11 protein-coding genes are annotated in these 16,324 nt (G+C 63.0%); all 11 read right to left on the bottom strand.

Annotation, left to right across the window (positions count from 1 at the left end; all coding sequences use genetic code 11):
• Nucleotides 1-104 precede the first annotated feature (104 nt).
• On the bottom strand, nucleotides 105-1,307 hold the full coding sequence (locus AB0N75_RS14450) for a glycosyltransferase (RefSeq protein WP_364651169.1): 1,203 nt from the start codon (nucleotides 1,305-1,307) through the stop codon (nucleotides 105-107).
• The gene (locus AB0N75_RS14455; RefSeq protein WP_364651172.1) at nucleotides 1,304-2,452 is read right to left on the bottom strand and encodes a DegT/DnrJ/EryC1/StrS family aminotransferase; all 1,149 of its coding nucleotides are present in this window, start codon (nucleotides 2,450-2,452) and stop codon (nucleotides 1,304-1,306) included. The genes AB0N75_RS14450 and AB0N75_RS14455 overlap by 4 nt, the downstream gene beginning before the upstream one ends.
• A complete protein-coding gene (locus AB0N75_RS14460) occupies nucleotides 2,449-3,654 on the bottom strand; it encodes a glycosyltransferase (protein WP_364651175.1) in 1,206 nt (401 codons plus the stop codon). The genes AB0N75_RS14455 and AB0N75_RS14460 overlap by 4 nt, the downstream gene beginning before the upstream one ends.
• Nucleotides 3,651-4,580, bottom strand: a complete 930-nt coding sequence (locus tag AB0N75_RS14465; RefSeq protein WP_364651178.1) for a formyltransferase family protein — start codon at nucleotides 4,578-4,580, stop codon at nucleotides 3,651-3,653. Before AB0N75_RS14465 ends, AB0N75_RS14460 begins: the two co-directional genes overlap by 4 nt.
• A gap of 37 nt (nucleotides 4,581-4,617) precedes the next feature.
• Nucleotides 4,618-5,568, bottom strand: coding sequence for a hypothetical protein (locus AB0N75_RS14470; protein WP_364651181.1), 951 nt, complete (start codon nucleotides 5,566-5,568; stop codon nucleotides 4,618-4,620).
• An 80-nt stretch (nucleotides 5,569-5,648) separates the two neighbouring features.
• On the bottom strand, nucleotides 5,649-6,779 hold the full coding sequence (locus AB0N75_RS14475) for a DegT/DnrJ/EryC1/StrS family aminotransferase (RefSeq protein ID WP_364651184.1): 1,131 nt from the start codon (nucleotides 6,777-6,779) through the stop codon (nucleotides 5,649-5,651).
• Between the two features lie 33 nt (nucleotides 6,780-6,812).
• Complete coding sequence (locus AB0N75_RS14480) at nucleotides 6,813-7,823, bottom strand: NAD-dependent epimerase/dehydratase family protein (protein ID WP_364651187.1); 1,011 nt, start codon at nucleotides 7,821-7,823, stop codon at nucleotides 6,813-6,815.
• Entirely contained in the window at nucleotides 7,820-8,899 is a 1,080-nt protein-coding gene (locus AB0N75_RS14485) for a Gfo/Idh/MocA family oxidoreductase (RefSeq protein ID WP_364651189.1), read from the bottom strand. The genes AB0N75_RS14480 and AB0N75_RS14485 overlap by 4 nt, the downstream gene beginning before the upstream one ends.
• Nucleotides 8,899-10,287: a sugar transferase gene (locus AB0N75_RS14490; RefSeq protein WP_364651192.1), complete on the bottom strand. Its 1,389-nt coding sequence runs from the start codon at nucleotides 10,285-10,287 to the stop codon at nucleotides 8,899-8,901. The genes AB0N75_RS14485 and AB0N75_RS14490 overlap by 1 nt, the downstream gene beginning before the upstream one ends.
• Before the next feature lie 607 nt (nucleotides 10,288-10,894).
• Nucleotides 10,895-13,561 carry a LuxR C-terminal-related transcriptional regulator gene (locus tag AB0N75_RS14495; protein ID WP_364651195.1) on the bottom strand — a complete coding sequence of 889 codons (2,667 nt, stop codon included), beginning with the start codon at nucleotides 13,559-13,561 and terminating at the stop codon, nucleotides 10,895-10,897.
• Between the two features lie 12 nt (nucleotides 13,562-13,573).
• On the bottom strand, nucleotides 13,574-16,138 hold the full coding sequence (locus AB0N75_RS14500) for a LuxR C-terminal-related transcriptional regulator (protein ID WP_364651198.1): 2,565 nt from the start codon (nucleotides 16,136-16,138) through the stop codon (nucleotides 13,574-13,576).
• Nucleotides 16,139-16,324 lie beyond the last annotated feature (186 nt).

Here is a 16,324-nt window from a genome sequence, read left to right on the forward strand (position 1 = left end):
ATATGCGGCGGCCCATGCCTCGGCGTCCATGCCCTCCGGATACATCAGCGTGAGTCTGCGCTTTGGCTGCACCGACCTGCCCGCCGCCGGCATCTGGAGCCCCGTCATCGCGAGGATCCCGTCTCACTCTTGCGCAGTCTGCCGGTCAGGTCCCGCACCCGCACGAATGCCCGGAACTTGCCCACTTCAACCGCGCTTCGGGCTAAGGACCGTACGGTACTGGCTAGTGGAGCCGGCTGAACAAGGGTGTCCTGGTAGATTTTTTCCAGCACTGTGGCAGCTGATTCCACGCTAAAACGCTCCAGGACCAGCTGCCGTCCGAAACGACCAAGCTCCGCTCTGGTCTCGGCGTCATCCGCCAGGTCAGCGAGCGCGTCCTTGAGGGCCGAAGCCCCGGATCCTCCGGAACCAAACCATCCGTTGAGTAGGAACTCGTCGACGGTCCCAGGGTTTAGGGGCCGCCAATACCCGCCTATTCCCTGAACGATGAGGGGTTTCGCGAAGGCCATCGCTTTGAGAGCGGAGCTGCCCATGCCAAGGGCAATGTCCGATGCATCGTAAACGCTGGTGGGGTCCACAAGGTTACCGACGGCACATACGGCCTGCCGTCCGTGCCGGGAGTTGACTCGCTGCGCTCGCTCACTGACTTGCGCAGCTCCTTCGCCATCACCGGCGATGATCAGCTTCAGGGGCAGCGTGCGGCTGAGCTCGTCCACCACATCTATGGCAGTGAGCACCCCTTGCAGCTTCTCTAGATCCGTGCTCAGACGGCATACGAGGCTAACAACGATGTCTCCCGGCGCAGCGCCCCATCGAGCGCGGGCCGCCCGAACGTCGCCGGTGGCGTTGACTGTTGTATCGATAGGCGGCTCCATTAAGTAGACGCTCCGCCGCGAAGCCTGTTGGGCGGCGAGAGCGGCAGTGCCTACGATGATGGGCGTATGCGTCGGCAGGAACTCCGGGACGTCCATGGACAACACCGTCATCACCAATGGAGTCCTCTGAAGAAGGTGCGGGCCGAAGGCTGCCTCGATGCAGGGCGCCCATTCGTAGGCATGGACCAGGTCAATGTGCCGTTCCCTCACCAGACGGCTCAGGCCTGTCATCCATTCCCGGGAAATAGAGGAGCCCCCATCGGGCGACTGCACCAATTCCAGCCCAAGTTCTTTGACGGATTGCACCAGCACTCCGTCCGGAGCATAGACGAGCACTTCGTGGCCGAGCTTTTTCACAGCCGCTGCCAGTTCAATCGCATTAATCTGGCTGCCTCCCATGACCATCTGATGCGGGCAGACGAGTATCCTCATCGTTCCCCCCACGCCGCGCCTGGTGAAGGTTTCAGGCACGCGGCTGACAGAATCTCCGCGACATACTCCTGCTGCACCGCGGTCATGTGCGGATATAGAGGCAGCGATAGGATCTCTGCCGCCGCCTGCTCCGCGATCGGGAACGAGCCGGGCCCGTAGCCTAGGCTCCGGAAGGCACCGGCCAGGTGCACTGGCACCGGATAGTGGATCCCGGCGCTTATACCGGCGGCGCTCAGGGCGGCCAGGACCCGGTCCCGGTCCCGGTCCGAAACCCGGACCACATACAGATGCCAGACGTCAAGGTTTCCCTCTGCTTGCTGCGGAAGTTCAAGGCCCGGTATCCCGCGCAGCAATTCCCCGTAGCGGGCCGCCGCGTCGCGGCGACGCTGGTTCCATCCTTCCAGCCGCGCAAGTTTTGCCTTCAAGACCACTGCTTGGACGGTGTCCAGCCGGGAGTTCATGCCGACGGCGTCGTGGCGGTACTTCACCGCGCTGCCGTGAGCACCGAGCAGTCGGACGCGAGCGGCCAGGTCGTCGTCGTCGGTCATGACGGCCCCGGCGTCCCCCGCTGCGCCGAGGTTTTTCCCGGGATAAAAGCTGGTAGCGGCCGCAATTCCCAACGATCCGGTTGGCCGCCCGAACCGCTTTGCCCCCTGGGACTGTGCGGCGTCTTCAATAATGACCGCTCCGCACGCTTCGGCTATCGGCGTGAGCCTTTCAACGAATGCTGTCTGCCCAAACAGATGCACCGGAACAATCGCTTGGGTCCGGTCTGTGACCGCTTCGGCGACCCGATCCGGGTCAATGAGCAGGTGGACCGGGTCCACATCAACGGGGACCGGCACCGCACCGATCCGCCAGACCGCTTCAGCTGTTGCGATGAACGTATTCGCGGGCAGGATTACTTCGCCGCCAGGGCAGACGCCTGCTGCGCGCATCGCCAGTTCCAAAGCGTCCGTTCCGTTGCCGACTCCAATGCAATGCCGCACCGCTAGCGCCGCCGCGTAGGAATCCTCGAATTCTCGGACAGCCGGGCCGCCGATGAATGCCGTGTTGGCAAAAACATCCTTTAGACCGGCCTGCACTTCGTCGTCGATCTCCGCCTGTTGGGCGCCCAAGTCGACGAAGGGCACCTCCATCTTCATAGCGCCACGCCCATTCGGTTCCACTGCTCTTGCTTCAAGACGCCGCCGAGCCGCATTGTGGTCCGGAACCTGGCTGTTGCGGCTGCGCTGCGGGTCAACGATGTAAGGGCCCTGGCCAGCGGGACACGCTCGAGCAACACCTCGTCATAGATATCGGAAAGGACCCGGGCCGCACCGTCGAGGCTGTACCGGTCTTCCACCAGGGACCGCCCGAAACCGCCCAGCTGGGCCCGTCGGTATGGATCGTCAAGGAGCCCCCGCAGCGCATTTTCCAAGTCGGCGGCTCCCGCACCATCGGAACCGAACCATCCGCGGTGCACAAACTTGCTGGAGTTCCCGTTGTCCATCGCCTCCCAATAGCCCGCTGCACCTTGAACAATCAGCGGCTTGCCGAACGCCAGTCCCTTGATCGCGGAGCTCCCCATACCCAGGACAATGTCGGCGGCCTCATAGATGCTGGAAGGATCCGCCTGAAATCCAACGGCCTGGATGACCGTTCGCTGGTGACGCTCGTTCACCCGCTTGCCGCGCAACGAAACTTGCTCAAAGCCCTCCCCGTCGCCGGCAATGAGCAGCCGGATCGGGTACTCCCCCGCAAGCCGGTCAACCATGGCGATGGCCGCGAGGATGCCCTGCAGCTTTTCCAGCTCAGTGGTGAGCATGGAAACGACGGAGACCACCAGTTCGCCCGCGGGGATCTCCCACCTGCGGCGGGCGGCTGGAACATCGATGCTGCGGTTGACGTCCATATCCACGGGCGGTTCGAGCAAGTACGTTCTCCGCGCCGCTCGCCGCTGTTCCTCCGCCAAGGCAGGAGTTCCGACGGCGATCGGCAGATGGTGGGGCAGGAACGGTGGCACTTCCATTGCCATGATGGACATCAGCACCGGCACGCGCCGACGCATACCCGCGCTAAAGGATGCCTCGATGCACGGACCCCATTCGTAGGCGTGGACTAGGTCGATACGCCGTTCTTGAATGACTTCGCGGAGCCTCCGCATCCATGCCCGATTAATGCCATATCCGGGCTCGGGGGCGGAGACGATCTCCACCCCCAGAGTCCGAACCCTTTCCACTAAGACACCGTCGGGGGCATAGACGATGGACTCGTGGCCTTGGTTCCGTACAGCGGCGGCCATCTCGACGGCGTTGAGTTGACTGCCGCCCATTTCCATCTGATGCGGACAAACGAGAACTCTCATCTCACGATTCCTTCCTGAACTTCGGTAAACGCCGCCCCTTCCGAAATTCCGGGAGGTGCTACCGCAGCTGCGGCAGGTGTGCCAAGAGTTGCTCGAGTGCTGTGGATGATCTCGGCCGGTGCCGCATCCCGCCCCTCGGACTCGATGTTGAGCAACCGCACGATCCGGTCTCCTGCCAGAACGTCAACTGCCCCGTTCTGCCGATCAACATGGACCACACGGCCGGGTACGCGCCCCTCGTAAACGAAATCGGTCACGACTTCACAGTGCTTGACGGTCAGTTGACGATTGCCGAGCCAGGTGAACGCCCCTGGGAACGGGTACACCAACGCGCGGACCAGCCGATGGATCGACTCGGCCGGCTGCGACCAATCAATTTCCCCGTCCTGCGGTAGCCGGGCGCAGACATAAGTCGCTTTGCTGTCATCCTGCGGGACACCCATGTCGCCCTCCAGTCGTCGATGCACTGCCTTCCCCAGTTCGGCGCGCTGGATGGTGTTGAGCCGTGCATAAAGCGTCGCCGCTGTGTCCGTATCTGAAATGGCCACGTGTTGTTGAAACAGGATCCCGCCCGCATCTAACCGGGGTGCCAGATCATGGATGGAAATCGCCGTGCTCAGCTCTCCGTTGATGATCGCCCAGTTCACAGTGGCCCGTCCTCGGTAACGGGGAAGAGGCGCGTAATGGACGTTTACGAACGGCAGGGCTCCGAGCATCTTTTCCGGGAGAATCCTGTGAAAGGAAGAAACGACGACGGCTTCCGGCCTATGCCGTGCGATAAAACTGTTGACCCCACTGATGGAGGTATCGTGCGAGAGCTCGGTGCCGACGTCATTTGCCAGCGCCGAGACGTCGTCTTCCGGAGCCGGACTGCGCACCAGCCCGCAAACATCGAATGTCTCCAGCAGCGACTCGAGGGCAGTCAACGCTGTAATTCCTTGCCCCACCAAGAGGACTTTGGGCCTAAATGTCATCGAGCCACGACCAATCAGCTTCGGTACGATCCGGCGGATCCAGCCGCAGGACTTGGGCGACCTTAAGCCCACCGGCCTGGAGACGCACTATTGGGTCGGGGCCCAAGCGTGAGGGCAGCACGCCCATATGGCCGCCGGCCGGAGCGTCGATCGGCCAGTATGCCAAACCCGCCTCCCGACATTCCTCGCGGCTGATGTCGCCCCAGAACTGGCTGAGAACGACGGTGGGCCACTGAAGTGCGAGCTGGCGCAACAGATCTCCGCCGATGACCGGTGAGCCTGTAGGGGTCATCGAGACGACGATGGCCTCCGGCTTATCAAAATTCACCAGGTCCGCTGGAGTCTTTCCTGACTGTACTTGGGCGCCCGCTCGTGCCAGCCCTTCGACAAGGTAAGAGTGGAAGGGGTTGTCGCAGATCAGCGCGATCCTACTGCCGTAAGCGGGCACCCCCGCGTCCGACAACTGGGCCACGGCCATGGGCCCCAGGTAGGAAAAGACATTGACAAGCGGATGCCGCTCATTCGTTCCCGCGATCCGAATACCTCGTTGATGCAGCCTCTGCAAGTCGATGTCGAGCCGGTTCCAATCCAATTCCCACGCCTCGAACATCAGCGACACGACACAGTCAGGACGAATGGCCTCGGCATACGCCCCGGTGATCGGGCGCAGATGGCCGCTATTTGTGATGATGTCGGCGGCTTCAAACAGTGCCGCAGTCTTGTGGTCCGTGACTGTAATTCTGTCGGCGACACCGACGGAATCTGCCAGCGCGGCGGTGGCATCTGCGACTTCACGCACCGTGCCGTATCGCGATGCGGTCGTAACAGCCGTTACCTCAGCGCCGGCCAGCGCAGCGATGACCGGAGTGACCATGTACGGTCCGGTTGCCGCCTCGGTCAGAACATGTGCGCCGGAAAGGTCCAGCCCGTTGTTCTCCACTGCCTCGCGAACTAGTCTGGCCAGCCGGGCAAGTTTCAGACCGGGCCGGTCGGCGTCCGGAGACGCTAGGATGCCGGGCATCAGGTCCGCACCAGCCGATCGATAATACGCCGCTGATCCGCCTCGGAGAGTTCGTGGTACAGCGGAAGGATCAGCGTGTTATCTGTGAGGCGACTCGAATTGTCCAATGGAGCGTCCCCCGTGTCCCGGCCGATATAAGCGGGCTGGCGGTGGGCCGCCATAATCCCGCGTCGGGCAGAAATCCCCTCTGCCGCCAGTTTCTGCAGCAATTCCTCACGATCCAGCGGATACCCGTCCAGCACTTCGACCCAGAAGGATTGGAAATTGGATGTCCCCCAGTCCGGATCGGTGACCGTCCGCAGCCCGAGAACCTCCGCAAGTTCGCGCTGGTAGACCTCAACAAGTTCTCGGCGGCGGTGTACCATCTCGGGCAGTTTGGACAGCTGGACCAGTCCCACCGCCGCCTGCAGGTCCGTCATCCGGAAGTTGTAGCCGATCTCCTCGTAGCGTTCCTGGGGCGCCAGCAAGCTCCCGTGCCGCTCGGCGGCAGAGACGCTCATGGCGTGTTCGCGCAGCCGACGCGCCCTGTCAGCCCAGTCTTGGCGCGCCGTCGTGAGCATTCCGCCCTCCCCCGTAGTGAGCAATTTGCGGGGGTGGAAGGACCATGCCGTGACTTCCGCTCCAGTGCCAACCGGCCGGTCTCGGTACGTAGAACCGGCAGCGCATGCCGCATCTTCGATCACGGTGATGCCGCGAGGGTCGCACAGCGACCGGATTGAAGTCAGGTCTACTGGCATCCCGCCCTGGTCTACGACGATCACGGCCCTGGTTTGCTCGGTCAGCACCGCCTCGATCGTTTCAGCCGTGACGTTTCCAGTCTGCAGGTCGACGTCGGCGAACACAGGCCGCGCGCCCACATAAGTCGGCGCGTTGGCGGTGGCGATGAATGACAGCGACGGTACCACCACGTCGTCGTCGGCACTGATGCCGGCCACCAGCAGCGCCAAGTGCAGCGCTGTGGTGCAATTGGACGTGGCGACTGCGTGTTTGGTCTCCTGTCTGTATGCGAAGGCCGCCTCGAACTCGGCGACTTTCGGACCCTGCGCCACCCACCCGGATTCCACTACTGCTGTGAGTGCCTCGGCTTCCTCGGCGCCTAGCCACGGTTTCATTACGTTGATGCGGTTCATCTGATTGCCCCCCAATCGTTGTCGGTGCCGCAGCTACGTCGTCGGCGCCAGTTTCCTGCCGGCCGCGACTTCATCGCGCAGCGGTTCCCACCAGGCCACTAGCCGGCGTAGTCCCTCGTCCAGCGGCACCTGGGCGTTAAAGGCGAGGTCGCGTGCGGCCGCCGACGTATCCGCCAGCCGGCGAACCACGCCATTGACGGCACGTTCCGGACCGTGCTCGATGGTTAGCGATGAATCCATCGCATCGAGCAGTGCGTCCGCCAGTTGCCTCAAGCTGGTCTCCGTACCACTGGCCACGTTGTAGACACCTTCGACGATGCTGCTGGCGACGGCTAGCAGGTTCGCGCGGGCAATGTCCTCCGTGAACACGAAGTCCATGGTCTGGCTGCCGTCGCCGAAGATCAGCGGCCGTTGGCCGTCCGCAATGCGTTCCATCCAGCGGACCAGAACTTCCGTATAGGCACCGTGGACGTCCATCCGCGGGCCGTAGACATTGAAGTAGCGCAGCGCCACATAGTTCAGTCCGTACATGGCGCGGAAGCTGCGCAACATGCCCTCGTTGAAGGATTTCGCCGCCCCATAGAACGTGTCGTTGTTGTGATGGTGGTGCCGCTCCGTCGTTGGAAACTCCTCGGCCATACCGTAGACCGAGGCACTTGACGCGGCCACTACTTTCGGCACCCTGGCCGCCACGGCTGCCTCCAGAACATTGAAAGTTCCGTTGACCAGTACATCGAGGGCCAGCCTGGGTTCCTCCGCGCATTGGGTGATCCGTATGGCAGCCTGGTGGAACACGGCGTCCTTGCCCTCCATGAGCTCCCTGACCAGCCCGCGGTCAGCCAGGTCACCAACTACGAGATTGGTACGCCCACTGACAAGCGCCTCATCAAGGTTGGCCCTGCGGCCTCGGACCAGATTATCGAGGACATCGACTTGCTCCGCCCCGGCGGCCAAAAGCTGGTCAACGATCTCGGAACCGATCGTACCGGCACCGCCGGTGACCAGGAAGCGTCCGCCCTGCACCGTGGCTCCGCCCGCGCTCATATTGCCTCCTCCAGCAATAGTCCGGAACCGGAGACGGGGCTGCGGCGTCCGCCACGGGTTAAGCTTCGGTTAGCTGCTTCCAGAACGGAGAGCACCCGAAGCGCCGCCCGGCCGTCGGTGCGGGAACTGCGTCCCTCGCGGATGCTGATGGCGAATTCACCGACCATTTTGGCCAGCGCCTCGTATTCCGGCAGGGCCGGCGACCAGGTGTCGCCCAGTCGGTAGGAAATCTGGGAGGCCCGGCGCTGGGCCGCATCGTCCAGGACGTCGGACTGGCGCTGAAGGGTGACCCCGCGGTCGAAGACGCTGATCCGCTGCTGTGGATTCAAATCGTCCCAGATAAGGGTCCGTCTGCTGCCCCCGATGACCATCTGGCGAATTTTGGTGGGACTGAGCCAGTTCACATGGATGTGGGCCAACGCCCCGTTGGCCAGCGGGAGGCTTAGGTAGCCGACGCAGGATTTGCCGGACCCCAGCGGGTCGGCGCCTTGCGCTGACACTGCCACCGAATTCAGTCCTCCTGGCAGGACAAAATCGAGGATGGACAGGTCATGCGGAGCAAGATCCCAGAAGACGTCCACGTCGGGCTGCACCAAGCCGAGATTGATCCGGACGGAATCTACATAGAGGATTTCGCCCAGTTCACCGGATTCCACGAGCTCGCGGATTTTCATGACAGCCGGGGTATAGCAGTAGGTATGGTCGGCCATGAGCACCATCCCCGCTTTTTCGGCAGCGGTCACCATTGCCACTCCATCTGCCCGGTTATCCGCCAGCGGCTTTTCCACGAGCACGTGCTTACCCGCCGCTATGGCCCGCATGGCAATGTCATGATGCGTTTGGGCGGGCGTGGCTATCGCTACGGCGTCGATGTCGTGGCTGGCCAGCAACTCGTCCACCGATTCGGTGACTGCAACGGCCGCGGTCCGATCTGCGAGCTGCTGGGCACGGCTGCCGTCCTGGTCGCAGATGGCCATTAACCTCCAGTCCGGGCTGTTGGCAAAGTTCCGGGCCAGGTTTGGCCCCCAATAGCCGGCGCCAATGACCGCGACTTTCAGCGGGTGCAACGTGGACATCAGTAGGACCCCTTTGGATTGAGCATGACTTTGAGCGTGCGCCACATGATGATCAGATCTCCTGTCACCGACCAGTTCTCCACGTAGTAGAGATCGAGCCGTACACTTTCGTCCCAGTCCAAATCGGACCGGCCATTGACTTGCCACAGGCCGGTGCAACCGGGCTTGGTAAAGAGGCGCCGATGCGTGTGCCCCACATATTGGGAAACTTCCGTTGGCAGCGGCGGGCGCGGCCCGACCAGGGACATGTCTCCCCGCAGCACGTTGTAGAGCTGGGGCAGTTCGTCAAGCGAGTACTTCCGGAGCCATTTGCCTACGCGGGTCACGCGTGGGTCGTCATACAGCTTGAAGAGCGGCCCACTCGCCTGGTTTAGGTCGCGCAGGCGTTCCAGTTCCTCTTCCGCGGACGTCACCATTGACCGCAGCTTGTACATCCGGAAGGTGCTGCCGTTCTTTCCCGTCCGTTCTTGCGAGAAGATGACCGGCCCAGCGCTGTCGCGCTTGATGAGAACCGCCAAGGCAGCCAGCAGCGGTGCCAGTATCAGCAGGGCCACGGCCGACACCACCACGTCCATGCAGCGCTTGATGACGTGCCGCCCGCCGGTGAAACTGGGCATTTCCACATGCATGAGGGGAAGCCCCTCGACAGGACGCAGCTTAATCCGCGGACCTGCAACGTTGGTCAGCGACGACGCCACAACCAACTCTGTGGAGGTGCGCTCCAGGTCCCAGCCGAGTTCCCTGAGGTAACCGCTGCCCCGGCGCAATTGCCCCGCGACGATCACAGCGTCGGCGCCGGTGTGTTTGACCGCGTCCCGGACAGTGTCCAGGTTTCCGACGACTGGGACAGCCTGAGACCCCACCTGCAGCGAGGGGATCTTGGTCTTGCCTTCTAGGACTACACCCACCACGTCGTAAGCCGCACCGGACTTCTTCATCAGCTGCGACACAACATAACTCACGTCGCTGCGCTGTCCAACAACGACGACGTTGGATAGGAAGTGCCCAAAGCGGCGCTGGTAGACCAGCCAGTTACGCCATAGCCAGCGGCTGGCCAACAGCGCTGCCAGACCCACGGGCCAAGTCAAGAGGACAAATTCCCGCGCGGGGCTGCCGCCAATCAGCACATACCCCAACGCTAAGGCGCCAAAAGTCGCGGCGCTGGCGTTAGTGACTCGTTTGTATTCGCCCGCGCCTACACCGATGAGCCGCGGATCCCTCGTATGCATGAGAGCGCCCATCAGAGTCCACACCACGACGACAAGGAAGGCGATACCCGTGTGGATCCCGGCAGCTGCGGCATCCCGGTGGGGTGCCACTGTGTAGAGCCAGGTGCCTGTTCCAGCCGCAGCGCCAACTATAACCGCCGTGTCAGTGAGCAGCAGCATCAACTGATAGCGCTGCCGCCACATGGTCCCTGAGACCACGGGTCCGGCCGAACGCCGGAGGGGTGTATATCCCAGAACGCGGACGCCACCTTTAACAGCCAGGGGGTTATACAAGGCAGCCTCCCCAGAGTGCGTCCCGTGAACCGCAGCCCGGGCAGACATGCGTAAAGGAGCCGACGGCTGCTGGGGGCAGGGCCCCGCTCTCGCGAGGCCCTAACACCGCCGGCTCCGGTTTTGTGGCTCCGGCAGCGAAAACACAGACAGTGTTCGAACGGACGGAGCGGAAGTACCACGCGGATTGTCGGCCAGCCGAAGAGTGGCCCACGGCATGCGTCCGGTGGGAAAATACAACGGCCGTGGTGGGAAATCGCGCGCAAATAGCGGCCCCCATGAGCGACTCATCATGATCGAGACCCCAACTTCACGACTAAGAGATGATTGCTTGTGTTCAAAGCCTATGGAGCGCCCGCTCAGGCCTCACGAGTGCCCTGTACTGGACTTTGACGAGGCGCACCTTATCGTTGCCGGATGAATACTGGGATTCCGCTGCCGGCCACTTGGTATGACGTATAAGCAGGTTTGCCCGCTGTGGGGGTGTCCCGGAGGGTCAGCGGTTCTGGTGTTTGAGCGGGCGCACTTGGAGCTCTTCCCTGCGGCTGATGCCCAGCTTGAAAAACATCCTGTAAAGGTGCCCTTCGATCGTCCTAGGCGAGACGCCCAGACTTTCGGCGATTTCCCGGTTCGTGGCGCCGTGAACCACCATGTCAGCGATGGCAGCCTCTCGCCGGGTCAGTGGGCCCCCGGATTCTTCGGGGGAACGCAACAACGGCGTCTTGATGCCCGTAAGCTTTCGCAGAGCCAGCGCAGCATCCTTACGTAGCCTCGACAGCCCGGCTTTGGACATGCTCTGCTGCGCCAGCCGGCAGGCATGTTCCAGGCACTCGGCGGCCAGCAAATCGTAGCCATACTCCCCTGCTTCCGCAGCAGTTGACGCCACGGCGTCCACTTCCTGTGCCGCCAAGGCAGAAGCGGCCCGGTGCAGTAAGTGGGCCTTGGTCGAATCCAGCCGGGCGGCCGCCGCGGCCAACTGTGCCGCTGTTGAGACGTCCCCCGCATGGAAGCACAGCTCAAGCGCCAGGACGTCAAGTGACGCCGAGCCCGCCCCTGCCGCCTGCTTGGCCGCGGTGTGAAGCCTGCTTACCGTGTCGGGACTGTCATTGAGCACAGCTCGGGCCGCGTCGACATGGCAGAGGGCCGCCAACTGCAGCTGGGGCGGGCCTGCGGCCGGCAGCCGTGCCCATGACGCGATGTAGTCTGCCGCCGAGGTCTGTTCGCCGCGCATGCTCACGGCATAAGCCGCCAAACTGGACGCCAAGGGCAGCAGCTGGGCCGTATCGTGCTCCCGGAGCGCCGCAACGCTGTGCGCCAAAAGCGTCGAAGCCTCTTGCAAATGCCCGCGCGCCAGCACCGTGGCCGCCTCGATCAGTTGCAGGGCGCCGCCGAAATACACCAGTGCTACGGGCGTTTTTTCCAAAACTGTCACCAGCCCGGCAGGGCCACCGCCGCCGAACAGCGCAAGCTGGACCCGCAGTTGCATCACGTGCGACATGACCACCACGTCCATTCCAACGGCATCGACTTCAAGCCGTTGCAGAATCATGTCGGTTTCGACTAACCGCCCATTGTCCAGCGCCTCGCTAGCCAAGATGCAAGCGGTCAACAGTGCCTCTTGCGTTACGGCCGCTGTACCTCTGACCACGCCAGAGTGAATGAGGCCGGTCGCTGGATCGTCCCCTGCCCGCGCGCGGGGTCTCCTCGGCATCCTGCCGCTGGGGGCATCTGCAGCGCGGGCGGCAGCACCACCCGGTTCTGGGTCCGGCCGGACCTGTTCGTGCCATTGAATGGCCCCAGGCCGGTTCCGCATCCTATCCGGTCCGGCCCTGAGTGAAAGTTGCGCCGCGATCCACGCGGTTGCGTCTGCCGCGCGAGGATCCGACGCTGGCCTGCCCGGCATCCTTGCCAACGCCCACTGTTCCGCTGCCTTGTCGGCTTCCCGTAGCAGGAGCAGTGCCTTGATCTGTTCCAGTCGCGCGGCCCGCGCCAGTGGACCTTCGATGACCATTTCGGAGGCCCGTACCGCTTCCAGCGGTTTGAACTGGCAGTTGGCAGCTACAGCTGCACGCAGCAGGCGGTCGTCGGAAACCTCTGCACCGCAGTCCAGCGCCCACATAACGCTGCGGGTCAGCTCCTCCCCTGTTTCGGGCTGCGGCAGGGCCGGTCCAAAGAGCCGGCGCAGGGAAATTCGCCGACTCATTGGAATCTGGCGGCGGAGAACCTCAGCGAGGACCGGCTGTCCCATCCGCATGCTGGCCTCTGCGTCGGCTTTGCGGATCAGCAACCCGGCGGTTTCCAAAGAATCAACCGCTTCCGGGTCTGCCGCCGAAAGTAACAGGGACAGCGGCACGGGCTCAGTCAGCGCCACGGCCTCGAGCGCCGCGTGTTCGGTCGGCGTGCACTGCGCAACCATCGAGAGCACTAGATCGACCAGTTCCTGGTCGGGTTCCCAATGCTTCCCGGAAAAGACCCAATAACCGCCCTGTTGCACTATCAATCCTGAGCGAATTGCGTGCTCACCGAGGGCTGCGGCCAGCAGCGGGTTTCCGCCCGACATCGAGGCCAGAAGGATGCCGATGGCAGGTAGGAAGTCGGACCCCAGGACCTGCCCACACAGCTCCAGAGACGCGCTTCGCGGCAATGGGGCCAGCTCGATCCGATGCAAGAGGCCGTCTGCGGAAAGCTCTTGCAGTTCATGGGGCAGCCGGGCCGTTCTTGTGGCCAAGGCAAGCAAGAGGACGGAACCTGCCGCAGCCAGTTGGGCCAGAAGCAGCCCGCTTCCAGAATCCAGAAAGTGAGCATCGTCCACGACGACGACGGGCGGCGCCGTCCCCGGTTCGTTTCCATCCGTTAGGGACCGGAAAGTCCGCAGGACCGCCATCGGCGTCACCGGGCCGGTTCCATCGTCCCAGGCCATATGCGCGGCCAGTGCCCCATACGGAATGCCAGAGAGTAATGCCGAAGTCTGCACGTGCAGGACCGTCATAGTCTTTGGCAGCGCCGCCGTCACCGCCCTTGCGAACGCCGTCTTGCCCAGGCCGCTATTGCCGATGACCAGGATGCCGTGAGCGTTTCCCTTGACCAAACAATCCACCGCGAAGTCCACTTCATGTGTACGGCCAGTGGGCCGACTGTCGGTGCCGACGACTTGTCTCCGCATCCGGCCGCCCTGTTAGAGGACGCCCGAAAGCTGTGACCGTTTACAAACGTTGAGTTTGGCATAGGTCTGGTGCAGGTGACTTTCCACCGTCCGGATCGACAAACTCAGACTTCGAGCGATATCCCGGTCGGCCAAGCCCGCGGCCGCCAGCCGAGCGACATCATGTTCCCGTGCCGTCAGCCTGCGCCCCTGCGGGGCTGACTGTACCTGGCCAAGCCGTGAGCGGCAGTCGACCATGACATCGCGAGCCCGCAACGCACAGGTTGCGTCGCCTTGAACCGTTGCCATTGAGACCGCCGAACGGGCAGCTTCAAAAGCCAGAAGATCGTTTCCCGCTGCCGACTCCACCGCCCTGAGGAGGCTGTCGGGATCGTCTCCCGACAGCCCTTTGCCGAAATATTCACAGAACCGGGCGAACGGGCCTTGGACGGCTGTTGCCGTGAGAGCCAGTTGCTCGGCGGCTTCGACGGACCCAAGGCGGGCGGCCGCACTGAGGGCAAGTAGCTCCGCCGTCGTTGCCCCTCTTGCCGCAACGTCCCGCGCTTGACCAGCCAAGCCGGCTGTGGCTTTCGCCGGCGATTCCAGGTGCGCGGCACACAAGGCCTTCAAGTACGCCGTGGCCGTAGCAACAGACCAAGGACCGCCATCAGCGGGTTCCGCCTGCAGTTGCCGAGCGCGCTCAAGATCTCCCAGTTGGCAATAGGCGTAGGCGGCGGCTGCGGCCGCAAGTGGCCGGGTATGATGGACATTTTTTTCCCTCAGTTGGCAAAGCACCGGTAGCAACGCTTGAAGGGCTGCAACAGCGTGCCCGCTGTGCACATGATCCAAACCCTCCGCCAGTTGGGCCAACACAGCTTCGGCATAACGCCGCGTCTGCCCAACATGCGTATCGCCGGCCAGCAAGTGCAGTTGTCGCGTCCAGCCGCCAGACAAGAGTCCGATCGAAAAGAGGGTTGCATCGGCCGTCTGGTGGCTGCGTTCCCCGGCTTTGAGGCGGGAAGCAAGCTCTTGGCCATCACTTGGTCTGCCCGTAAAAGACCAGGCTTCAGCCAGCATAAACCCGACCCGCATTCGGTCCTCGTCCGGCGACACAGCGCCGTAGAGTCTTTCGATCTCCTCCAACGCAGCTGCGTGATAGCCGTAGTGGCACTCCATCTCCGCGCGGGCGATATCCAGCTGGTGGAGCAGGCTGGTGCGAGCGCCTTCCTGTTTCCGAGCGCACACCGCACGGCGTGCATCCGCCAGCAGACGAGACTCAGCCTCTCGATCGCCTTCGGCACGGGCCAGTTGCGCCCGCGCCATCGCCAACTCTACGAGCAGCGGAATATCACTGCCCGGCGCAGGTATGTCCGCCAGCAGCTGCTCGGCCTCTTTGTAACGGCCAAGGCCCACCAGGGCTCGGAATTCGACGACGCATCGCCGCCATTCTCGGTTGTCCCCCGTCGCGCGGATAAGACGCAGCGCGTCGAGGTGGTTGCCGGCCTCAAGTCCCTGCTCTGCGGCGACGGTGGCGCTGTCTGCGTCGAGGGCCATGCCAAAGTTCAAACGCCCCTTTGCAGCCGCAAATGCTGCACCGGGGCCGGTGTAGGCGGTCTCTTCGACCCGCTGCAGCAGGGCACGCGCCCTGGCACCTGGCACTGAGGCGCGAATGGCTTCGGCCAGCAAACGTCCGGCGGGGCGCACAACGGGATGACGCCCGGGCACCGTTTCAAGCATGCCCTTGGCTTCCAGTTCGTCGATTTGGGTCTGACCGCACCATTGGATGGCCTGGGTCAGCGGGAGACCCTCCGCAAGAGCTGCGGCGTCCAGAAGCATGCGCTGTTCCTGGCTCAGCTTTCCCAGCCGCGTGGTCACGGCCTCAACTACGCCCCCACTGAGATGCAGAGGTTCGTCACGGCAAATCCAAAAGCCGTCCTGTTCGAACAACGAACCTTTCGCAACCTGTTCCCGGGCCAGTTCCTTGAGAAATAATGGATTGCCGCCGGCGACGTCCCATAACAGCGTTGCCGCGGCCCACGACACCGGCGCGCCCAGTGCTGACTCGAGCGCCGCAACGGATTCCTCCAACGTCAGCGGAGGAATATCGATTCGCAAGAGCCCGGTGTCTTTCCAAAGCCGCGTGAGTTCGGGCCGGTTTGCTAATTCACGAACCATGACCACAGGCGTTGCGGATCCGGATGCCGTCAACCGTACAAGTGTCTCTGCGGAATACTCATCTAGCGTCTCTGCTTTGTCGACCACAATGACCACCGGGCGGCCCGCGGAATCTGACTCGATCAGCGCAGCGAGGGCAACGAAAATTCGCATTGGCTGGCTCAATACTTCGTCGGGTAGCCGGCTGAGTAGAACGTTGAAGGCTTCGTATGGCGTAGCCTGCCCCGTGGCTGAGCCTCGCAGGCGGACAATATGGATCGCGTCCTCATGCCTTCGCAGCATCTCGTTCACCAGCGCCGATTTGCCAGAACCGTGTTCGCCCACGACAACGGCGCCGCGCTGCTGGTCCACAACGCACTCCTCAAGCCGCGCGTACAATGCGCCGCTGCCCATCCACCGCCATTTAAGGCTCGGTTTTATCATCTCTGCCGCCCCAAACACCACACGTTCGCTGGCAAACTAAACCCCCCAAGGTTCAGACCAGCAGATTCCCCAATCTTGCTGCAACAGGTCCGGCTTCACGCGCGTACCGTTGGCAAGCGTCAGTGTACTAGCAGAGTGCGGTTCCAGACAGGCCAATGCCCATGACCGGCGGGCGATCCGGATCCA

The organism is Arthrobacter sp. NPDC089319 (assembly GCF_040684925.1).
Classification (GTDB): domain Bacteria; phylum Actinomycetota; class Actinomycetes; order Actinomycetales; family Micrococcaceae; genus Crystallibacter.

Bases quoted from the DNA above. Each gene is read 5' to 3' on its own strand.
- AB0N75_RS14490 (WP_364651192.1), bottom strand. From the start codon at position 10,287: ATGCTGCTGCTCACTGACACGGCGGTTATAGTTGGCGCTGCGGCTGGA.
- AB0N75_RS14450 (WP_364651169.1), bottom strand. From the start codon at position 1,307: ATGAGGATACTCGTCTGCCCGCATCAGATGGTCATGGGAGGCAGCCAG.
- AB0N75_RS14480 (WP_364651187.1), bottom strand. From the start codon at position 7,823: ATGAGCGCGGGCGGAGCCACGGTGCAGGGCGGACGCTTCCTGGTCACC.
- AB0N75_RS14475 (WP_364651184.1), bottom strand. From the start codon at position 6,779: ATGAACCGCATCAACGTAATGAAACCGTGGCTAGGCGCCGAGGAAGCC.
- AB0N75_RS14495 (WP_364651195.1), bottom strand. From the start codon at position 13,561: ATGCGGAGACAAGTCGTCGGCACCGACAGTCGGCCCACTGGCCGTACA.
- AB0N75_RS14460 (WP_364651175.1), bottom strand. From the start codon at position 3,654: ATGAGAGTTCTCGTTTGTCCGCATCAGATGGAAATGGGCGGCAGTCAA.
- AB0N75_RS14485 (WP_364651189.1), bottom strand. From the start codon at position 8,899: ATGTCCACGTTGCACCCGCTGAAAGTCGCGGTCATTGGCGCCGGCTAT.
- AB0N75_RS14500 (WP_364651198.1), bottom strand. From the start codon at position 16,138: ATGATAAAACCGAGCCTTAAATGGCGGTGGATGGGCAGCGGCGCATTG.
- AB0N75_RS14455 (WP_364651172.1), bottom strand. From the start codon at position 2,452: ATGAAGATGGAGGTGCCCTTCGTCGACTTGGGCGCCCAACAGGCGGAG.